At 61.0% G+C, this 16,179-nt stretch carries 14 protein-coding genes; 5 read left to right on the forward strand and 9 right to left on the reverse strand.

Features of this window, described 5'->3' with window-relative positions; genetic code table 11:
• The first annotated feature begins 6 nt into the window (after positions 1-6).
• The 3 genes from UIA24_RS08395 (at position 7) to UIA24_RS08405 (ending at position 4,004) form a co-directional block, all read left to right on the forward strand.
• Entirely contained in the window at positions 7-1,260 is a 1,254-nt protein-coding gene (locus UIA24_RS08395; protein WP_330522632.1) for an OprD family porin, read from the forward strand.
• Between the two features lie 59 nt (positions 1,261-1,319).
• Positions 1,320-3,374: a phenylacetic acid degradation bifunctional protein PaaZ gene (gene paaZ, locus UIA24_RS08400; protein WP_330522633.1), complete on the forward strand. Its 2,055-nt coding sequence runs from the start codon at positions 1,320-1,322 to the stop codon at positions 3,372-3,374.
• A gap of 144 nt (positions 3,375-3,518) precedes the next feature.
• Positions 3,519-4,004: a GNAT family N-acetyltransferase gene (locus tag UIA24_RS08405; protein ID WP_065758386.1), complete on the forward strand. Its 486-nt coding sequence runs from the start codon at positions 3,519-3,521 to the stop codon at positions 4,002-4,004.
• 13 nt (positions 4,005-4,017) lie between these two features.
• On the opposite strand, the gene UIA24_RS08410 is transcribed toward UIA24_RS08405, so the two are convergent.
• The 4 genes from UIA24_RS08410 to UIA24_RS08425 all read right to left on the reverse strand — a co-directional run bounded on the left by UIA24_RS08410 (position 4,018) and on the right by UIA24_RS08425 (position 7,868).
• Positions 4,018-5,436, reverse strand: coding sequence for a hypothetical protein (locus tag UIA24_RS08410; protein WP_330522634.1), 1,419 nt, complete (start codon positions 5,434-5,436; stop codon positions 4,018-4,020).
• Between the two features lie 66 nt (positions 5,437-5,502).
• On the reverse strand, positions 5,503-6,123 hold the full coding sequence (locus UIA24_RS08415; protein WP_330522635.1) for a TetR/AcrR family transcriptional regulator: 621 nt from the start codon (positions 6,121-6,123) through the stop codon (positions 5,503-5,505).
• 151 nt (positions 6,124-6,274) lie between these two features.
• Positions 6,275-6,517, reverse strand: coding sequence for a DUF2790 domain-containing protein (locus UIA24_RS08420; RefSeq protein WP_330522636.1), 243 nt, complete (start codon positions 6,515-6,517; stop codon positions 6,275-6,277).
• Between the two features lie 121 nt (positions 6,518-6,638).
• Positions 6,639-7,868 carry a cyanate transporter gene (locus tag UIA24_RS08425; RefSeq protein WP_330522637.1) on the reverse strand — a complete coding sequence of 410 codons (1,230 nt, stop codon included), beginning with the start codon at positions 7,866-7,868 and terminating at the stop codon, positions 6,639-6,641.
• Positions 7,869-7,969: 101 nt separating this feature from the next.
• Here UIA24_RS08425 and UIA24_RS08430 point away from each other — a divergent pair, with 101 nt between their 5' ends.
• Positions 7,970-8,818, forward strand: a complete 849-nt coding sequence (locus UIA24_RS08430) for a LysR substrate-binding domain-containing protein (RefSeq protein WP_330522638.1) — start codon at positions 7,970-7,972, stop codon at positions 8,816-8,818.
• A gap of 124 nt (positions 8,819-8,942) precedes the next feature.
• Positions 8,943-10,043 (forward strand): cell division protein ZapE, encoded by a 1,101-nt coding sequence (gene zapE / locus UIA24_RS08435; protein ID WP_330522639.1) that lies wholly within the window; start codon positions 8,943-8,945, stop codon positions 10,041-10,043.
• Positions 10,044-10,846: 803 nt separating this feature from the next.
• Here zapE and UIA24_RS08440 read toward each other — a convergent pair.
• The 5 genes from UIA24_RS08440 to UIA24_RS08460 all read right to left on the reverse strand — a co-directional run bounded on the left by UIA24_RS08440 (position 10,847) and on the right by UIA24_RS08460 (position 16,153).
• On the reverse strand, positions 10,847-12,736 hold the full coding sequence (locus UIA24_RS08440) for a propionyl-CoA synthetase (RefSeq protein WP_102052282.1): 1,890 nt from the start codon (positions 12,734-12,736) through the stop codon (positions 10,847-10,849).
• 85 nt (positions 12,737-12,821) lie between these two features.
• Positions 12,822-13,412 (reverse strand): TetR/AcrR family transcriptional regulator, encoded by a 591-nt coding sequence (locus UIA24_RS08445; RefSeq protein WP_065758379.1) that lies wholly within the window; start codon positions 13,410-13,412, stop codon positions 12,822-12,824.
• A 32-nt stretch (positions 13,413-13,444) separates the two neighbouring features.
• Positions 13,445-14,668, reverse strand: coding sequence for a multidrug effflux MFS transporter (locus UIA24_RS08450; protein WP_330522640.1), 1,224 nt, complete (start codon positions 14,666-14,668; stop codon positions 13,445-13,447).
• A 167-nt stretch (positions 14,669-14,835) separates the two neighbouring features.
• Positions 14,836-15,336, reverse strand: coding sequence for a PaaI family thioesterase (locus tag UIA24_RS08455; protein WP_065758377.1), 501 nt, complete (start codon positions 15,334-15,336; stop codon positions 14,836-14,838).
• Between the two features lie 112 nt (positions 15,337-15,448).
• On the reverse strand, positions 15,449-16,153 hold the full coding sequence (locus tag UIA24_RS08460) for a YebC/PmpR family DNA-binding transcriptional regulator (RefSeq protein WP_330522641.1): 705 nt from the start codon (positions 16,151-16,153) through the stop codon (positions 15,449-15,451).
• Positions 16,154-16,179 lie beyond the last annotated feature (26 nt).

The following is a 16,179-nucleotide window of genomic DNA, read 5'->3' on the forward strand; positions in this document are numbered from 1 at the left end:
AAAATAATGAACCACAAACGTACTGCTTCCGCTCCACAGCTTGCCGCCATGCTGGCTGGCCTCACCCTGCCGATGGCCGCCGCACCGGCCTTGGCTGACTTTATCGAGGACAGCCACGCCAAGATCGAACTGCGTAACCACTACCTGAATCGTGATTTTCGTCAAAGCAACGCGCCACAGGCCAAGGCCGACGAGTGGGCACAGGGGTTTACCACGAAAATCGAATCGGGTTTCACCGAAGGCACGGTGGGCTTCGGTGTCGACGCAATGGGCCAACTGGGTATCAAACTGGACTCAAGCCGCGATCGTCGCGGTACGGGCCTGCTGCCTTACGGCCGTAACAGCCTGGAGCCGGACGATGATTACAGCGAGCTGGGTTTGACGGCCAAGCTGCGCGCGTCAAAGAGTGTCCTGCGCCTGGGCACCCTGCAGCCGCTGCTGCCGGTGGTGGTCTACAACGACACCCGCCTGCTCGCCTCGACCTTTCAGGGTGGTTTGCTGACCAGCCAGGAACTCGACGGGCTGACCTTCAACGGCGGGCGGCTGACCAAAACCAATCTGCGCGACTCCTCCAGCCGTGACGACATCGGGTATGGCGCAGCCACAAGTGACGCCTTCGACTTTGCCGGCGGCAGTTGGGCAATCAACCCGCAACTGGCACTGAGCTACTACTACGGCAAGCTGGAGGATATCTACCGCCAGCAGTTCGTCGGCCTGGTGCATACCTGGCCATTGGCCGAAGGCTTGAGCCTGCGCAGCGATATCCGCTACTTCGACAGCCGTGAAGACGGCGCCGAACGCGCCGGGCGCATCGATAACCGCAACTTCAACGGCATGTTCACCCTGGGTGTCGGTGCCCACAAGTTCAGCACCAACTTCCAGCAGCAGTCCGGCGACAGTGCGTTCCCGTTCCTCAACGGTGGCGACCCCTATGTGGTCAACCTGGTGACCTACAACACCTTCACCCGCGCTGGCCTGGACTCCTGGCAAGTGCGCTATGACTACGACTTCGCCGCCCTCGGCGTACCGGGCCTGAGCTTCATGACCCGTTACACCGACGGTCGTCACGCCAAGACGGCCAGCGTGGACAACGGTCGTGAGTGGGAACGCGATACCGATATCGCCTATGTGGTGCAGAGCGGGCCACTGAAAAACGTCAGCCTGCGCTGGCGCAACGTCACCTTCCGCTCCGGCAATGGCCTGACCAACGCCGTGGACGAGAACCGCCTCATTGTCGGCTACACCCTGGCGCTCTGGTAAGCACCCTCCCGCTGCGCCAGCGCTGGCGCAGCGGCCTTATTCACGTAGGAGAACACCTGATGTCTCACGCCCCAACCTTGCAAAGCTTCATCGGCGGCCGCTGGATCGGCCAGCACGGCGCTCAACCCCTGCGCAGCGCTTTGGACGGCCATGTCCTGGCCTACAGCCACGAAGAGCGCCCAGACTTCGCCGAAGCCATTGAACACGCACGGGCCCGTGGGCTGGCCGAGCTCATGGCCATGGACTTCCAGCAGCGTGCCGCCCGGCTGAAGGCCCTGGCGCTGTACCTGAGCGAACGCAAGGAGCAGCTGTATGCCCTGTCGCACCACAGCGGCGCCACCCGTGCCGACAGCTGGATCGACATCGAAGGCGGCAACGCCACCCTGTTCGCCTACTCGGGTATCGGTACCCGTGAACTGCCTTCGGGCAATATCGTCCATGAAGGCCCGGCCATGCCGCTGGGCAAGCAAGGCCACTTCGCCGGTAGCCATATCCTGGTGCCGCGCGCGGGCCTGGCCGTGCACATCAACGCCTTCAACTTCCCGATCTGGGGCATGCTGGAAAAGTTTGCGCCGACTTTCCTTGCGGGCATGCCGTGTATCGTCAAGCCGGCCACCTCCACCAGCTACCTGACCGAGGCAGTCGTGCGCCTGATGGATCAGTCCGGCCTGTTGCCGGTCGGCAGCCTGCAATTGGTGATCGGCGGCACCGGCGACTTGCTCGACCGCTTGCAGGGCCAGGACGTGGTCACGTTTACCGGTTCTGCCGACACTGCCGCCAAACTGCGCGTCACGCCGAACCTGATCCGCAATTCGGTACCTTTCACGGCCGAGGCCGATTCGCTGAACTGCGCGATTCTGGGCCCGGACGTAACCCCGGACGACCCGGAGTTTGACCTGTACATCAAGGAAGTGGTCCGCGAGATGACCACCAAGGCCGGGCAGAAATGTACCGCCATCCGCCGCGCCATCGTCCCGGCCAAGCACATCGACGCGGTCGCTACCCGCCTGCGCGAGCGCCTGAGCAAGGTGGTGGTCGGCGACCCATCGGTTGAAGGCGTACGCATGGGCGCACTCGCCTCCCACAGCCAACAGGCCGATGTGGCTGAACGTGTGCAGAGCCTGCTGCAAAGCTGCGACCTGCTGTTCGGCGAGCGCGATGGTTTCGCCCCGGTTGGCGAAGGCGTCGCGGAGGGTGCGTTCTTCGCCCCGACCCTGCTCCAGGCGCGCAATCCACATGCCGAGGGCGGTGCTCACGATATCGAAGCCTTCGGCCCGGTCAGTACACTGATGGCCTACGACGATCTGGACGAAGCCCTGGCACTGGCAGCTCGTGGCAAAGGCAGCCTGGTCGCAACGCTGGTCACCCATGATCGCCAGGTTGCCGCCAAGGCGATACCCGCCGCTGCCGCCTGGCACGGGCGCCTTCTGGTGCTGGACCGCGAAGCGGCAGTGGAGTCCACAGGGCACGGCTCGCCACTGCCACAGCTCAAGCACGGCGGCCCCGGTCGAGCCGGCGGCGGTGAGGAACTGGGCGGCCTGCGCGCGGTCAAGCACTACCTGCAGCGCGCCGCGGTGCAAGGCTCACCGAGCATGCTGATGGCCGTTACCGGTGAATACGTACGTGGCGCCGAGGTGATAGAAACCGAGGTACACCCGTTCCGCCGTCACTTTGAAGACCTGCAGATTGGTGAGTCACTGCTGACCCATCGACGTACCGTGACCGAAGCCGATCTGGTCAACTTCGGCTGCCTGTCGGGCGACCATTTCTACATGCACTTCGATGACATCGCCGCCAAGGAATCGCAGTTCGGCAAACGCATCGCCCATGGTTACTTTGTGCTGTCGGCGGCGGCAGGGCTGTTCGTCAGCGCCGCACCCGGCCCGGTGCTGGCCAACTATGGCCTGGACACCCTGCGGTTTATCAATCCGGTGGGCATCGGCGACACCATCCAGGCGCGCCTGACCTGCAAGCGCAAGATCGACCAGGGCAAAAAGAGCCCACAGGGTATCCCGCAAGGGGTCGTGGCCTGGGATGTCGAAGTCACCAACCAGCTCGGCGAGCTGGTGGCCAGCTACGACATCTTGACGCTGGTGGTAAAACGCCAAGGCTGATTCACGCAGCAAGCGTGCGCCGCTAGACCGCAGGAACGCCAGCACCCATGCAATCAGTGTGGGTGCTGGCCTGCCGGCAGAGTTGACGATCACACCCTGACGGTTACGATGGTCGCCCACCCCTTGCCCGCAGAAACCTCACTTATGACCGTGCACATTCGCCCCGCCCGCCTTGAAGACGCAGGGCGCATTCTCGAGCTGATCATCGAGCTCGCCGACTACGAACGCGCCCGCCATGAAGTGGTCGCCAACCTCGCCGATATCGAGCGCAGCCTGTTCAGCCCTGAGGCGACGGCCAAAGCGCTGATCTGCGAGCGCGATGGCCAGGTCATCGGCTACGCGGTGTACTTTTTCAGCTACTCCACCTGGCTGGGCAGCAACGGCATCTACCTCGAAGACCTGTACATCACCCCCGACCAACGCGGTAGCGGCGCAGGCAAGCAGTTGCTGCGCCATATCGCCCGAGAAGCCTGCGACAAGGGGTGCGGCCGCCTGGAGTGGAGCGTACTGGACTGGAACGAACCCGCCATTCAGTTCTACCGCTCGATTGGCGCACAGCCTCAGGATGAGTGGGTGCGCTACCGGATGGAAGGCCAGACCTTGCACGCGTTTGCGCGCGGCGACCGCTAAAGCGGATCGGGCATTACTGAATCGGGCAGTTGGCATCGGCAGGCACACCCAGGTGCGCGCAAAGGCAGGGCTCAACGTGAATGCCCAGGCTCACGCTGCCCACCTGTTGCTGAACACCTCCGCGAATACGACGATTGCGCCGCTGATGGGTTTCGCGGACCTGTTGCCAGCCCGCGGCGCTGTGGGCCAGTCGTGCAGCATGCGTTGGATGGTGGTACCTGGCGCCGTGTGAATAAACCAGCTTGCTCCAGCGATCCAGTGGCGCAGGCGGCGCACTGTTGATGTTGCCACCATGATGACTGGCGACCAGCCCTCGATAGCCGCACGCCCGAACTTGCGGGTAATGAAGGTACAACGATGAGTAGTCGGCATCGCCCACCGTTAACAGGTACTGTGGCTCACGCCTTGAAGCACCGGCATTGATCAGCAGGGCCAGGCCCGTGTTGTTATTGTCATTGTGGCCACCCTGTGGCTGACACTTGATGATGCGATGGCCCTGACGGCTGAAAACGCCATTGAGCTGACTCGGCCAGATGTGGAGGTTACCACGCCGCGCCAAGGCGAGCGCCAGTCGCCAGCCCATGCTGGAAACACGCTGACCGCTCTGCGCACGGCCTTGATTGGGTACGATCCAGGGGCGATCAAGCGCCCGTGGATCCCACGCGATGCGAATACCACGGCCACCGAAAAGCGGCTGCCCGGCAGCAGCGCCAGCCCAGTGGTCCATGTCCCAGTGCGACAGGATGACCGGTGCCTCGGCTGACGCGTTGGCAAAGGGGTCCAACGGCGGGCTGGGCAAGGTGGCATAGTTGAACCCTGTCGGGACACCGCAGTCGTAGAACAGCACGGCGTGTTTGCCTCGGCACGGGCATATCGCACCGGGATACAGTGAATTCCAGTTAGCCTGGCCGACATCATGCACGACCAACATCGGCCAATCACAATCATCGGCAGCCTGCTGGAGCAACTCGGCAATACTCGCCTTGGAGGAAACCGGCAGGCCGCGCAATTGGCTAAAGCGCACCAGTTTGCGAAGCGTCTCGCCTTTGTCCAGCACCTGCACATCGAGGATTTCCAAAGGCGTTCGCGCATCGTCAAGCGCCCTGAAGGCGTACAGCGACGCTTGTGCATCCGGTGATGACGACAGGCGGAAGTCGACCTTGAACCAGTTCAGGCCGGGCTGCCGTTCCCCTGGCCAGCCCGCCATGGCCAACGGGCTCAGGCGCAGCAACCAGGACTCGGGCTCCCACTCACTGTTCAGCGCCAAGCCGAGGGATTGCGGGGCGGCCTCAAACGAGCGGACCTCAACCCCATCCAACACCGTGTCTTCACCCTCACCCGCCTGAGACGGGTCGATCAGCGCATAGACGGAAACACACCTTTCAAGCCTTGCCTGCAGTTGCTGCCTGTCCTTGAGATCCTGCCCGTTCATTCCCTGATTCCGGTGTTACCAAAGCCAGCAAGCATGCCACAGTAGGCGTTGCCAGTGGGTGGCCGCTCAGGGTTCCAGCCCGATACCTCGCAAGATGACGCAGGTGACGGTCTGCACGGCGCGCTCAAACTGCAGGTCATCAAGGGGCTTATGCGCGTTCAGCAGGCTGACCTGATGGCTGAAATCGGCGTAGTGCTGGGTCGAGGCCCAGATCATGTACAGCAACCCTGAGGGCTCGACCGGCAGAATGCGTCCGTCTTCGACCCATTGACGAATTTTCGCCTCCTTCAGTTTCGCCCAGCCGCACAGGCTGTCATCCAGGGCAGTGCCGAGGTTGGGTGCACCATGGATAATTTCATCGGCCCAGACCTTGGAGCCATGGGGGCGGCTGCGCGAATGGTTCATCTTGGCGCGTATGTAGCTGCTGAGCACGATCCGCGGATCGTCATACAGTTCGAAACATAGCGCATCCTGCTTCCACACCTCAAGCAAGCCGAGCACCACAGCCTGATACAACTCTGCCTTGGTACTGAAGTAATAGTGCACATTGCTACGCGGCAGTTCGGCGGCCTCGGCAATGTCGGCCATGGCGGTGCCGGCAAAGCCTTTTTCGGCAAATACCTTTTCCGCAGCGAGGAGAATACTGTCGATATTGCGTTGGCGAATGCTGGGTTTGCGCGGGGCCATGGGCGAATCCATTGCGGCTGACACGGCAAGGCTACGCCGATTCACTCACCTCAGGCAAAAGCCTTGTGTGCGGTCATGGTCATTCAACGACGTTCAGCAGCACCTAGCCACACCATGACTGCACTCAGGCCATAACATCAAGGACGGCGGATCAACCGCCATGGTTGCAGGCTTGCGCCAGTTTCAGGTAGTCCAGGCGACGCACTTGCCCGGCCGAATCCTTGTAGACCATACGTGCCTTTACCACCTCACACAGCATCGACTCCGGCTCACTCAGGTTGACCACCTTGGCCACATCAAGCGGCATGCCATAGTGATACAACGGTACTGCGTCTTGTGCCTGCACAGCAGCACAGGCCAGCAAAGCCGATGCCAACACCCAACGAGCTTTCATGAGGGTTGCCCTCCAAATGGAAATGGCTGACACCCTTGAGTGTGGCGTCGCACAGACGACACGTAGGTTTTGCGGATCAACGGCACGCCTTCAGTTACACGGGTGAAACACCTGTCACCCATCATCTGGCCACAGGGCTCACCTGACGCTCACCCTCCTCGCTCATGGCGCCGGCATAACCGCCTGGAGAAAAACGCAAGGTCACCACGAGCATCAGTACCACGGTCAAGGTCAGCAACAGCCACGAGGCCTGGAAATCGCCGCTGATATCCCGCAGCCAGCCTGTCAGGTAGGGAATGATGCCGGTGATGATAAAACCGATACCTTGAACAAACGCCGCCAGTGCCCCTGCCTCGGCAGGCTTGCCGCGCAAGTGTTCAAGGGTGAGCGTGAGGCTCAGGCTGAAGCAGGCGCCCAGGCCGAAACCAATTAGCGCCACCCACAGCCCCGACCATAATGAAGGCTGCATCAGCAGGCCGATAAAGCCCAGCAACTGCGACAACAAGGCCACCAACAGCCCCGGGCGCCGATCAGCCAAACGCCGCAACAGCAACGGCAGGCCCAACGCACCCAACACCTGGAAAATGGTCATCAAGCCAATCAACTCGCCGCCGCCCTGGGCGCTGCCACCGATCTGCCGATAGTAGGCCGGCAACCAGGCAACCATGCTGGTGTAACCACCGTTGATCAGGCCAAAGTAGCCCGCCAGCAACCACGCACGGCGGCTGCCGAAAAAGTGTCGCCTGGCCTCTGCCCCACTACGCGCCTGCTCCGCGCTGGGGCGCGCCACGCACCACAAGACCAGGGCCAGCAGCGCCGGTAGCAGCCACACCCCAAGACCCGCCTGCCAGTGCCCGGCCGTTTCCGCGATCCGCGGGCCGAGCACGGCGGCGATTCCACCACCGCTCATCAACGCTGCCGAATACACGCCCATGGCCAACGCCAGGCGTGAGGGGAACCAACGATTGACCAGGCCTGGCATCAAGGCCTGAATAAAAGCCACACCCAGGCCAGCCAACGCGGCACTGGCAATCAGCGCCGTACCACTGTGCAGAAACAGGCGCCAGGTACACGCCAGGGCAATGGCTGCAAGCCCGGCAAGCATCCCGTGGTGCTCGCTCAGCCAGCGGCGTAGCCAGGGTTGCAGCAACGGTACCAGGCCCATGCACAACACCGGCAACGCGGTGAGCAGTGCCGCCTGCTGGTAACCCAGGCCGGTGCTGTTGCGAATCTCCTCCAGCAACGGGCCGATGCTGGTCAGGATCGGCCGCAGGTTAATCGCCACCGCCACCACCAACAGCCAGCCGAGCGCGCCGGTTCGACTCAGGTGCGCGTTCATTTCGCTGTTCATGCTTGCGCCTTTTCATGGGATTCAACAGATGCCGGTGATTATCCTGAGACGCCGGGGTAGTATGAAATTAATTGATTTCATGCATGCCAGTGGGATTTCGAATGCTTGACCCTTTACTGTTGCGCAGCTTCGTCACAGTCGTCGAAGCCGGCAGTTTCACCCGCGCTGGCGAGCGCCTGCACCTCACCCAATCAACCATCAGCCAACAGATCATCCGGTTGGAGCAACGCCTGGGCTGCCGTTTGCTGGACCGCAGCCAGCGGCAGGTCTGGCCGACCGAAGCAGGCGAACGGCTGCTGGGCTATGCCCGGCGCATCCTGCGCCTGGAAGAGGAAGCGCGCCACGCCCTGAGCCCCCAGCAACCGGAGGTGGCGTTGCGTCTTGGGGTACCGGATGACTTCGCCGGCGAGATTCTGACCACGCCATTGAGCCATCTGCTGGCCGAGCGCCCACGCATGCGCCTGGAGGTCGAGTGCGGCCTCAGCCTGCCGCTGCTGCACCTGTATCGTAATGGCGAACTGGACCTGCTGCTGGTCAAGCAATGGGGCGCTGACAGTGACCGTCATGCGTACTGGCCGGAACCGTTGGCCTGGGTCAGCAGTGCCAAACACCCGATAACCGACCCCGTGCCCTTAGTGGTGTTCCCGGTAGGTGCGCTGTATCGCCAGGAAATGATCCATGCGCTGGAAGCGGCCGGGCGCCCTTGGCGTATCAGTTACTCCAGCACCAGCCTGGCCAGCATCAGCGCGGCAGTGAATGCAGGCTTGGGGGTTAGCCTGATCCCGGCACGCAGTGTTGAACCCAGCCATCGCGTACTGGGTGTCAATGAAGGCTTCGCGCCTATCGACGGGTTGACACTGGCACTCTACGCTCGCCCGGCGCTGGACGACGATGGCGCGGCTCTGCGCGACAGTCTGGAGGCCTTGTGCGCTCGTCGCGCCGCACACTGACGGCCACAAGGCACCGTAACACCGCAGGGGCTCAAGATCGCTGGTCGCCTGCGTCGCTATTGGGTAAATTAGCCGCGCTCGCTCAAGGTGGGCTGTTCGTTCCCCTTACGCCAAGGAACCCACGTTGACTGCAAAGCCGCCCTCTTCATCCTGGATTCGCTCCCCCTTGCGCAGCTTGCGCCAGCGTATGCAACGCGGTTCTACCCTCAACGATGGTCCCGCTCAGCAGTTGCGTCTGTGGTTCCAGCACAAAGCCCACGAACAGGGCTATACCCTGAGCCACAGCCAGCAACAGGTGATCGGCTTCATGGCCGGGCAGGTCGAACAACTGGCGCGGGGCCAGGCACGCAGCCTGTACCTCTATGGCGGTGTCGGGCGCGGCAAAAGCTGGTTGCTGGAGGGATTCTTCCGGGCAATCACCCTGGAGCAGAAACGCCGCCTGCACTTTCACGACTTCTTCGCCCGGCTGCATGACGGCATGTTCCGTCATCGGCATGCCGACAATGCGCTGGCCTGCACCCTTGACGAGTTGCTCGAGGACTGCAAAGTCCTGTGCTTCGATGAGTTCCATGTCCATGACATCGGTGATGCCATGCTCATCACCCAACTGTTCAAGGCGTTGTTCGAGCGACGTATCCTGCTGCTGGTCACCTCCAACTACCCGCCCGAAGGGCTGCTGCCAAACCCGCTCTACCACCAGCGTTTCGAGCCGGTCATCCGCCTGATCAAACAGCACATGCACGTCGTCGAAGTGGGCGGCGAGGACTACCGGGGCCTGCCGGGCAGCGGCAGCCACCAGCGTTTTACCCAGGGTTGCTACCTGTGGCCAGGCAACGCCGAGCAACGCGCAGCCCTCGACCTGCCACCGGCGCAGCCCACCGCCCTTGCAGTGGGAAAACGTGATGTACAGGCCTGGCTAGTTGACGGCGAGCGTGTTGCGTTCGACTTCGCGGCCCTCTGCGAGCAACCCACCGCCGTCATCGACTACTTGCAATTGGCGCAGCGATTCGAGCATTGGGTCATCGATGGCCTGCCAAACCTGGCGGACTGTTCGATCGCCGCTCAGCAGCGTTTCATCAACTTGATTGACGTGCTCTACGACCAGGACAAGTACCTGGTGCTGATTGGCGAACAACCATTGGACGCCGCCCTGCAAGGGACAGCCAACGACCTGGCCCGCACCCGCAGCCGCCTCGGGCAGTTGCAGCAGATTGCGCAAGGGTGAAGCCTCGCGGTACGTGGGGTTTGGGACAACGGAACAGAAAGTGCAATCAGGGTCAGACCCCCTGGTTTCTCGACCTACCCACAACCTTATCAGGACATATTTTTCACGGCCCCGAAGTCGGCTCTTGGGGTCGAAATATTTTTATAGATTTTCAGAAATGCCCTACAGCACAGCTCTTACATTTGAAGCGGTAAGCGATAGCGTTACAGGTAGATCAATGTACCTGGAGCACAAAAAACAATGACAAGCACTATTATCGTTTCAGTTATATATCTCGCACTGTCCTTGATAACACTTTTTTCTTTATATTTTTTATCGAGATTTTTTTCTGGCGAAAACTTCAGGTGGAAATGGTTTTTTATACTATTGTCCCTAGCCATTTTCTTTGGATCTTTTCACATGAGCACCGTAAAGTACGGGTACGATGTCGTTTTCCCCACATTAAAACCTTTCATTCAAGGCAATGATGTCGTTGGATGGATTGCATTTGTAAGTATTTTTCTCCACACATGCTGTATTCCCACCCAATATGAGCCGAGACGCTGGTTTTCACGAAAGTAAAGTCACACTAAATCAATACCCATCCAGTTGCAGATTTATGAACTGACAGCACCCTATCGACGCGATGAAGAGCTGGATAAGACCCTATATGACTGGCTATCAGCCAGGAAGCCGAGATACGCAATTGCTTTATCGAGGCATATGCCTAGAAAGAAGGCGCTGGACACCTAAGTGCACTATCTATTCCGCTCCTGCGCAAACTCCAACATGGCCTGGAGCACAGGCCATGTTCCGTCAGCGCCTTAGCCTGCCCGAGCAAGGCTGGCGAGCACTGCCTCGATCTCATCCAGCACGGCGGGGTCATCGAGCGTCGATGGCGGCGTATAGGGCTGTTGATCGGCGATCTTGCGCAACACGGCCCGGAGAATTTTCCCTGAACGCGTCTTGGGCAGGCGCTTGACCACACGAACCTGATTGAAGCAGGCCAGTGCGCCGATCTGCTCGCGAACGCGGGCAACCAGCTCGCTCTGCAACTGCTGCTCACTGATTGGCGTCGCGTCCTTGAGCACTACCAGTGCCAGTGGCACCTGGCCCTTGATCTCGTCGTAGACACCGATCACCGCACATTCGGCCACGGCCGGATGCGCGGCCACCAGGTCTTCCATTTCACCGGTCGACAGGCGATGGCCTGATACGTTGATCACATCATCGGTGCGCCCCATGATGTAGACAAAGCCGTCATCATCCAGGTAACCGCCGTCTCCGGTATGGTAGTAACCCGGATACGTCTGCAGGTACGACTGCACGTAACGTGCATGGTCGCCCCACAAGGTCTGGCTGCAGCCGGGCGGCAACGGCAAGGCAATGACGATGGCACCTTGCTGATTCGGCCCCAGCAAATGCCCGTCGTCATCCAGTACCTGAACGTGGTACCCCGGTACCGCACGGTTGCTCGATCCCGCTCGCACGCCACTGCCATCAAGACCGACACAGGGCGCTGTCACCGGCCAGCCGGTTTCGGTCTGCCACCAGTGATCGTGGACCGCCTTGCCACTGGTTGCCTCAAGCCATTGGTGGGTGCTGGAGTCAAGTTTCTCGCCGGCCAGGAACAACTGACGCAACGAGCTCAGGTCATATTTACGCAGCAACAGGCCTTCCGGGTCCTCCTTGCGCACCGCCCGCATCGCTGTCGGCGCGCAGAACATCCCGTTAACCTTGTACTGCTCTACCACACGCCAGTAAGCACCGGCGTCTGGTGTACGAATCGGCTTGCCCTCATAGAACACACTGGTGCAGCCATTCATCAGCGGCCCGTAAACGATCAACGAGTGCCCGACCACCCAGCCCACATCGGAGATTCCCCACCAGACATCACCCGGCTGCATGCCATAGATGTGCTGCATGGCGAACTTCAGCGCCACGGCATTGCCGCCGTTTTCGCGCACGATACCTTTGGGTTTTCCGGTGGTGCCCGAGGTGTACATGATGTAGAGCGGGTCGGCAGCGCCCAGCTCGACCGGCGCGACCGGTTCAGCACTGGCGACGGCGGCCTGCCAATCCAGATCGCGTCCCTCGATCATCTCGGCACGGGCTTGCGGGCGCTGAAGCACCAATACCTGCCTGGGCTGATGTTGTGCCAGTTGCAGGGCCCGGTCGACCAAGGGTTTGTAGGCAATGACCCGGTCGAACTCCAACCCGCAGGAGGCAGTCAGCAGCAGTTTTGGCCGGGCATCATCGATACGCAGGGCCAACTCATTGGCGGCAAAGCCACCAAACACTACCGAATGCACCGCGCCAATGCGGGCACAGGCGAGCATGGCCATGGCGGCCTGGGGCACCATGGGCATGTAGATGATGACACCGTCACCCTTTTCCACACCCAACTGGCGCAGCAAGCCGGCCAGGCGTGCGACTTCGTCGCGCATTTGCAGGTAGGTAAAGGTTTGCTGGGTGTGGGTTACCGGGGAGTCATAGATCAGCGCGACTTGCTCGCCACGGCCTTGCTCGATTTGATAATCAAGGGCCAGGTAGCAGCTGTTCAAGCGGCCATCGCTGAACCACTGGTGCGTACCATCGGCGTTTTCGGTCAGCGTCTGTGTCGGTTTTCGGTACCAGGCCAAGTCATTGGCTTGCTCGGCCCAAAACGCAGCGGGGTCAGCAATGGAGCGATCATAGCAGTGCTGGTAAGTCATCGATGTCGAACCCTGAGCTTGTTGTTATTTAAGGGCGAACGATGAGTATGGACCGCTTCAATGAAGCCGCCATGGTACTAAGGTCTTATTTTTCGGCGCCGCTACGCGCCAATGAATCCTCGAACACCTTCCACAATGCGGCCAGCCGTCGGGCATAGGCCTCAGGCCCGGCGTAGATCAGCTCCACCGCCAAACTGTCGACAATTCCCATGTAGGCATCCCGGTAGAGTACGGCCTGCTCATCCTCGAACGTCGGCCGATAGGCCTTCATGCGTGCAACGAACAACGCCGCCAGCCGCGCCAGATAACCTTCGAACCCCGCGGAGATCCAGGCCCGCAGCTCCGTCGGCGGAAAAAACGCCGTGCGCAGCAAGAAACGTAAATGCGCCGACCCTAGATAGCGCTCACCCAGACGCTGGCAGTACAGCCCACCGGGAACATCGCCATGCGGATGAGCAAAACAGTCCTCGACATACAACCGCTCTGCTTCCACCGCACGCTCGAAGACGGCCTGGAACAGGTCGTCCTTGCTGCTGAAATGCGCATACAACGATGGCTTGCGCATACCCGCCGCCACCGCAATGTCATTGAGCGAACAGGCGTCATAGCCGCTGTTGGCAAAATGCTCGACGGCAATCACACATATCTTTTCTGCCGAAGGCGACAGGGTTCTCATGCAGCGTTCTCCAGAAAACAGTTACCCGGGCATCAGTGCCCGGCCAGGTGCGGCCGCTCGCCTGGCGCACAGCGCACACTGGCGCGTACCAGCACCGCTACCAACGCAGCCGACAGCGCCAGCAGCAACGCCCAATGCGATGCGCCCAAAGGCGCCATGATGCCTGACAACGGCGTGGCGAACGACGAAATGATCAACTGAAACGCCCCCAGCAACGCCGCCGTAGAGCCTAGTGCACGGGTTTGTGAAGCCATGGCCATCGACATCAGCGTGGCCTCGGCAACGCCCAGCCCAAACATGGCCAGGGCCATGCCTGCGACGATCCCAACCAGCCCGCTGGCGGTAACGGCGCCAATCAGTACCAGTAGCGACCCGAGCAGCATGCAGCCGGCGCCGACCAACGCCAACCGCCCAAGCCCTTTGCGTGCCACCAGCCGCCCCGCCGTGATCGCCCCCAGCAAAATCGCAATGCCGGTGGCACCAAATAGACTGCCAAACGCCTCGACCGACAGCCCATAGTGGTGCTGATAGACATACGCGGCGCCGCCAATGTAGGCGAACAGGAAGAAAAACACCGCCACCAGCGCCAACGCCGGGCGCAGGAACTGACGGTCACTGGCAATCCCTGCATAAGTGCGCAGACATGCCCTGGGTCGAAAGGCCATACGTTGGTCTGCAGGCAAGGTTTCCTTGAGCACCAGGCTGGCGTTCAGCAGCACGACGGCACCCAGCGTGGCCAACACCAGCATGACCATTCGCCAGCCATAGTGCGCACCAACAACGCCCCCCAAGGCCGGCGCAACAACCGGCGCCAGGCCTTCAATGGTCATCAGCAAGGCAAAGAGTTGCGCCGCCCGGGCGCCTTCGGCGACATCGCGCACCATGCTCATGATCACGACCAGTGTCAGGGCACTGCCCAAGCCCTGAACAAAGCGCGCCACAACCAACGCGTCGAGGGAATCTGCGCGGGCCGCCCATACCGAACTGAGGATGAACACCAGCAGCCCTGCCAACAATGGCCGACGTCGACCCAGCATATCGATCAGTGGGCCAAACAACAGTTGCCCGGCGCCCATGGCCAGCAGGAACACCGTCAAGGTCAACTGCACGGCGGCGTATGACGTTCGGAATTCGGCAGCAATCGCCGGCATGCTAGCCAGGTACATGTCGACTGCCGAAGGGCCCAGGGCGCCGATCAGCGCCAGCGCCACCGCAAACCGAACAGGCGGTGATGGCGTTTTCGTTACGGTATGCATGTGCTCGATTTCCAATTCGCCCCAGACAAAACCTAACGGTCGGTAGGCTTCTGAGTGACGCGAGCGTATACACCTCTTTTCAACGGGTCAAGTCATCAACACAGGCGGGCCGGAGCGACACCCCCGTTGCACGGCCAACAGGGCTGCCATTCCAAAGACGTACAACCTTAAGCGGGGGTGTGAGCCTGTTGGCGCAGGCGTTCGGTGTCTACACGAACAAACACCGAGTCGGCGGTCACGGTCAGGACATCACCAGCCCAGATTTCGCAGATCACCCGGCTCTTGCGCCCTACTTCGCCTTCAACGCGGGCCTTGAGCACCAACTCGACACCCATGGGGGTCGGCTTGAGGTAGGTCAGGCTCAGTTGCCCGGTCACGCAGTCGATACGTGGCAGGCTGCCCGGTTCACGGCCCTCGGCACGGTAGTGATAGGCCATTGCCGTCCAGTTGGAATGACAATCGACCAGCATCGCCAGCAGACCGCCGTAGACCAGCCCCGGCCAACCATGGAATTCACTTGCCGGGGTGTGCTTGCACAGCACATGCACGCCGTCTTCGGCCCAATGGCTTTCAACGTGCAGACCGGTAGGATGGGAGCAGCCGCAGCCGTAGCAGGAACCCTCAGGCGAGGCCAACTGCTGGATGGAAAGTACATGGGTGTTGTTCATAAACGTCCTGATTGTTGTTATGGGAACAATTACAGGACCGATGTTAACGCCATGCTGGCGTCTCGACCACCGGGCAGGCAACGAGGCTGCCCGGCAGTGTGACGGGAAGGTATTAGCTTGCCAGACCGACGTAGACGTTTTGGACGTCGTCGTGGTTGTCGATGGCCTCAAGGAAGGCTTCAACTTCAGCGAGCTTATCATCGTCGCCGAGGGTGACAGGGTTTTTCGGTACATAACCGATCTTCGCCGAAATGACGCTGAAACCGTGCTCAGGCAGCGCCTTCTGCACTGCATCCAGATCGGTGGTTTCGGTGATGAACAGGGTCGCGCCCTCTTCGGCAGGCTCGAAATCCTGGGCGCCGGCTTCGATGGCGGCCACTTCCGGGTCGGCGTCGGCGCTGTCCGGGCTGGCTTCGATCAGGCCAACGTGGTTGAAGTCCCAGGACACCGAACCCTCGGCACCCAACTGACCCTTGCGGAACAGTACGCGGATTTCAGCAACGGTGCGGTTGACGTTGTCGGTCAGGCACTCGACGATCAGTGGCACCTGATGCGGAGCAAAACCTTCGTACTTGACCAGGGTGTACTGCACGACGTCACCCGACAGGCCAGCACCTTTCTTGATCGCGCGCTCCAGGGTTTCGCGAGGCATCGAGGCCTTCTTGGCCTGCTCGACCACCAGACGCAGGCGGGAGTTCATGTCAGGGTCGGCACCACCGCGTGCGGCGATCTGGATTTCCTTGGCCAGCTTGCCGAAGATCTTGCCCTTGGCATTGGCTGCTGCTTCTTTATGTTTGGCTTTCCACTGTGCGCCCATGTCGACTCTCTTTCTGTGCTTCAAGC

Source organism: Pseudomonas sp. AL 58 (assembly GCF_036348395.1).
GTDB lineage: Bacteria > Pseudomonadota > Gammaproteobacteria > Pseudomonadales > Pseudomonadaceae > Aquipseudomonas > Aquipseudomonas defluvii.

What these genes read in the sequence shown, in the direction of transcription:
- UIA24_RS08395 (WP_330522632.1), top strand. Translation starts at nt 7, where the DNA reads ATGAACCACAAACGTACTGCTTCCGCTCCACAGCTTGCCGCCATGCTG.
- paaZ (WP_330522633.1), top strand. Translation starts at nt 1,320, where the DNA reads ATGTCTCACGCCCCAACCTTGCAAAGCTTCATCGGCGGCCGCTGGATC.
- UIA24_RS08405 (WP_065758386.1), top strand. Translation starts at nt 3,519, where the DNA reads ATGACCGTGCACATTCGCCCCGCCCGCCTTGAAGACGCAGGGCGCATT.
- UIA24_RS08410 (WP_330522634.1), bottom strand. Translation starts at nt 5,436, where the DNA reads ATGAACGGGCAGGATCTCAAGGACAGGCAGCAACTGCAGGCAAGGCTT.
- UIA24_RS08415 (WP_330522635.1), bottom strand. Translation starts at nt 6,123, where the DNA reads ATGGCCCCGCGCAAACCCAGCATTCGCCAACGCAATATCGACAGTATT.
- UIA24_RS08420 (WP_330522636.1), bottom strand. Translation starts at nt 6,517, where the DNA reads ATGAAAGCTCGTTGGGTGTTGGCATCGGCTTTGCTGGCCTGTGCTGCT.
- UIA24_RS08425 (WP_330522637.1), bottom strand. Translation starts at nt 7,868, where the DNA reads ATGAACAGCGAAATGAACGCGCACCTGAGTCGAACCGGCGCGCTCGGC.
- UIA24_RS08430 (WP_330522638.1), top strand. Translation starts at nt 7,970, where the DNA reads ATGCTTGACCCTTTACTGTTGCGCAGCTTCGTCACAGTCGTCGAAGCC.
- UIA24_RS08440 (WP_102052282.1), bottom strand. Translation starts at nt 12,736, where the DNA reads ATGACTTACCAGCACTGCTATGATCGCTCCATTGCTGACCCCGCTGCG.
- UIA24_RS08445 (WP_065758379.1), bottom strand. Translation starts at nt 13,412, where the DNA reads ATGAGAACCCTGTCGCCTTCGGCAGAAAAGATATGTGTGATTGCCGTC.
- UIA24_RS08450 (WP_330522640.1), bottom strand. Translation starts at nt 14,668, where the DNA reads ATGCATACCGTAACGAAAACGCCATCACCGCCTGTTCGGTTTGCGGTG.
- UIA24_RS08455 (WP_065758377.1), bottom strand. Translation starts at nt 15,336, where the DNA reads ATGAACAACACCCATGTACTTTCCATCCAGCAGTTGGCCTCGCCTGAG.
- UIA24_RS08460 (WP_330522641.1), bottom strand. Translation starts at nt 16,153, where the DNA reads ATGGGCGCACAGTGGAAAGCCAAACATAAAGAAGCAGCAGCCAATGCC.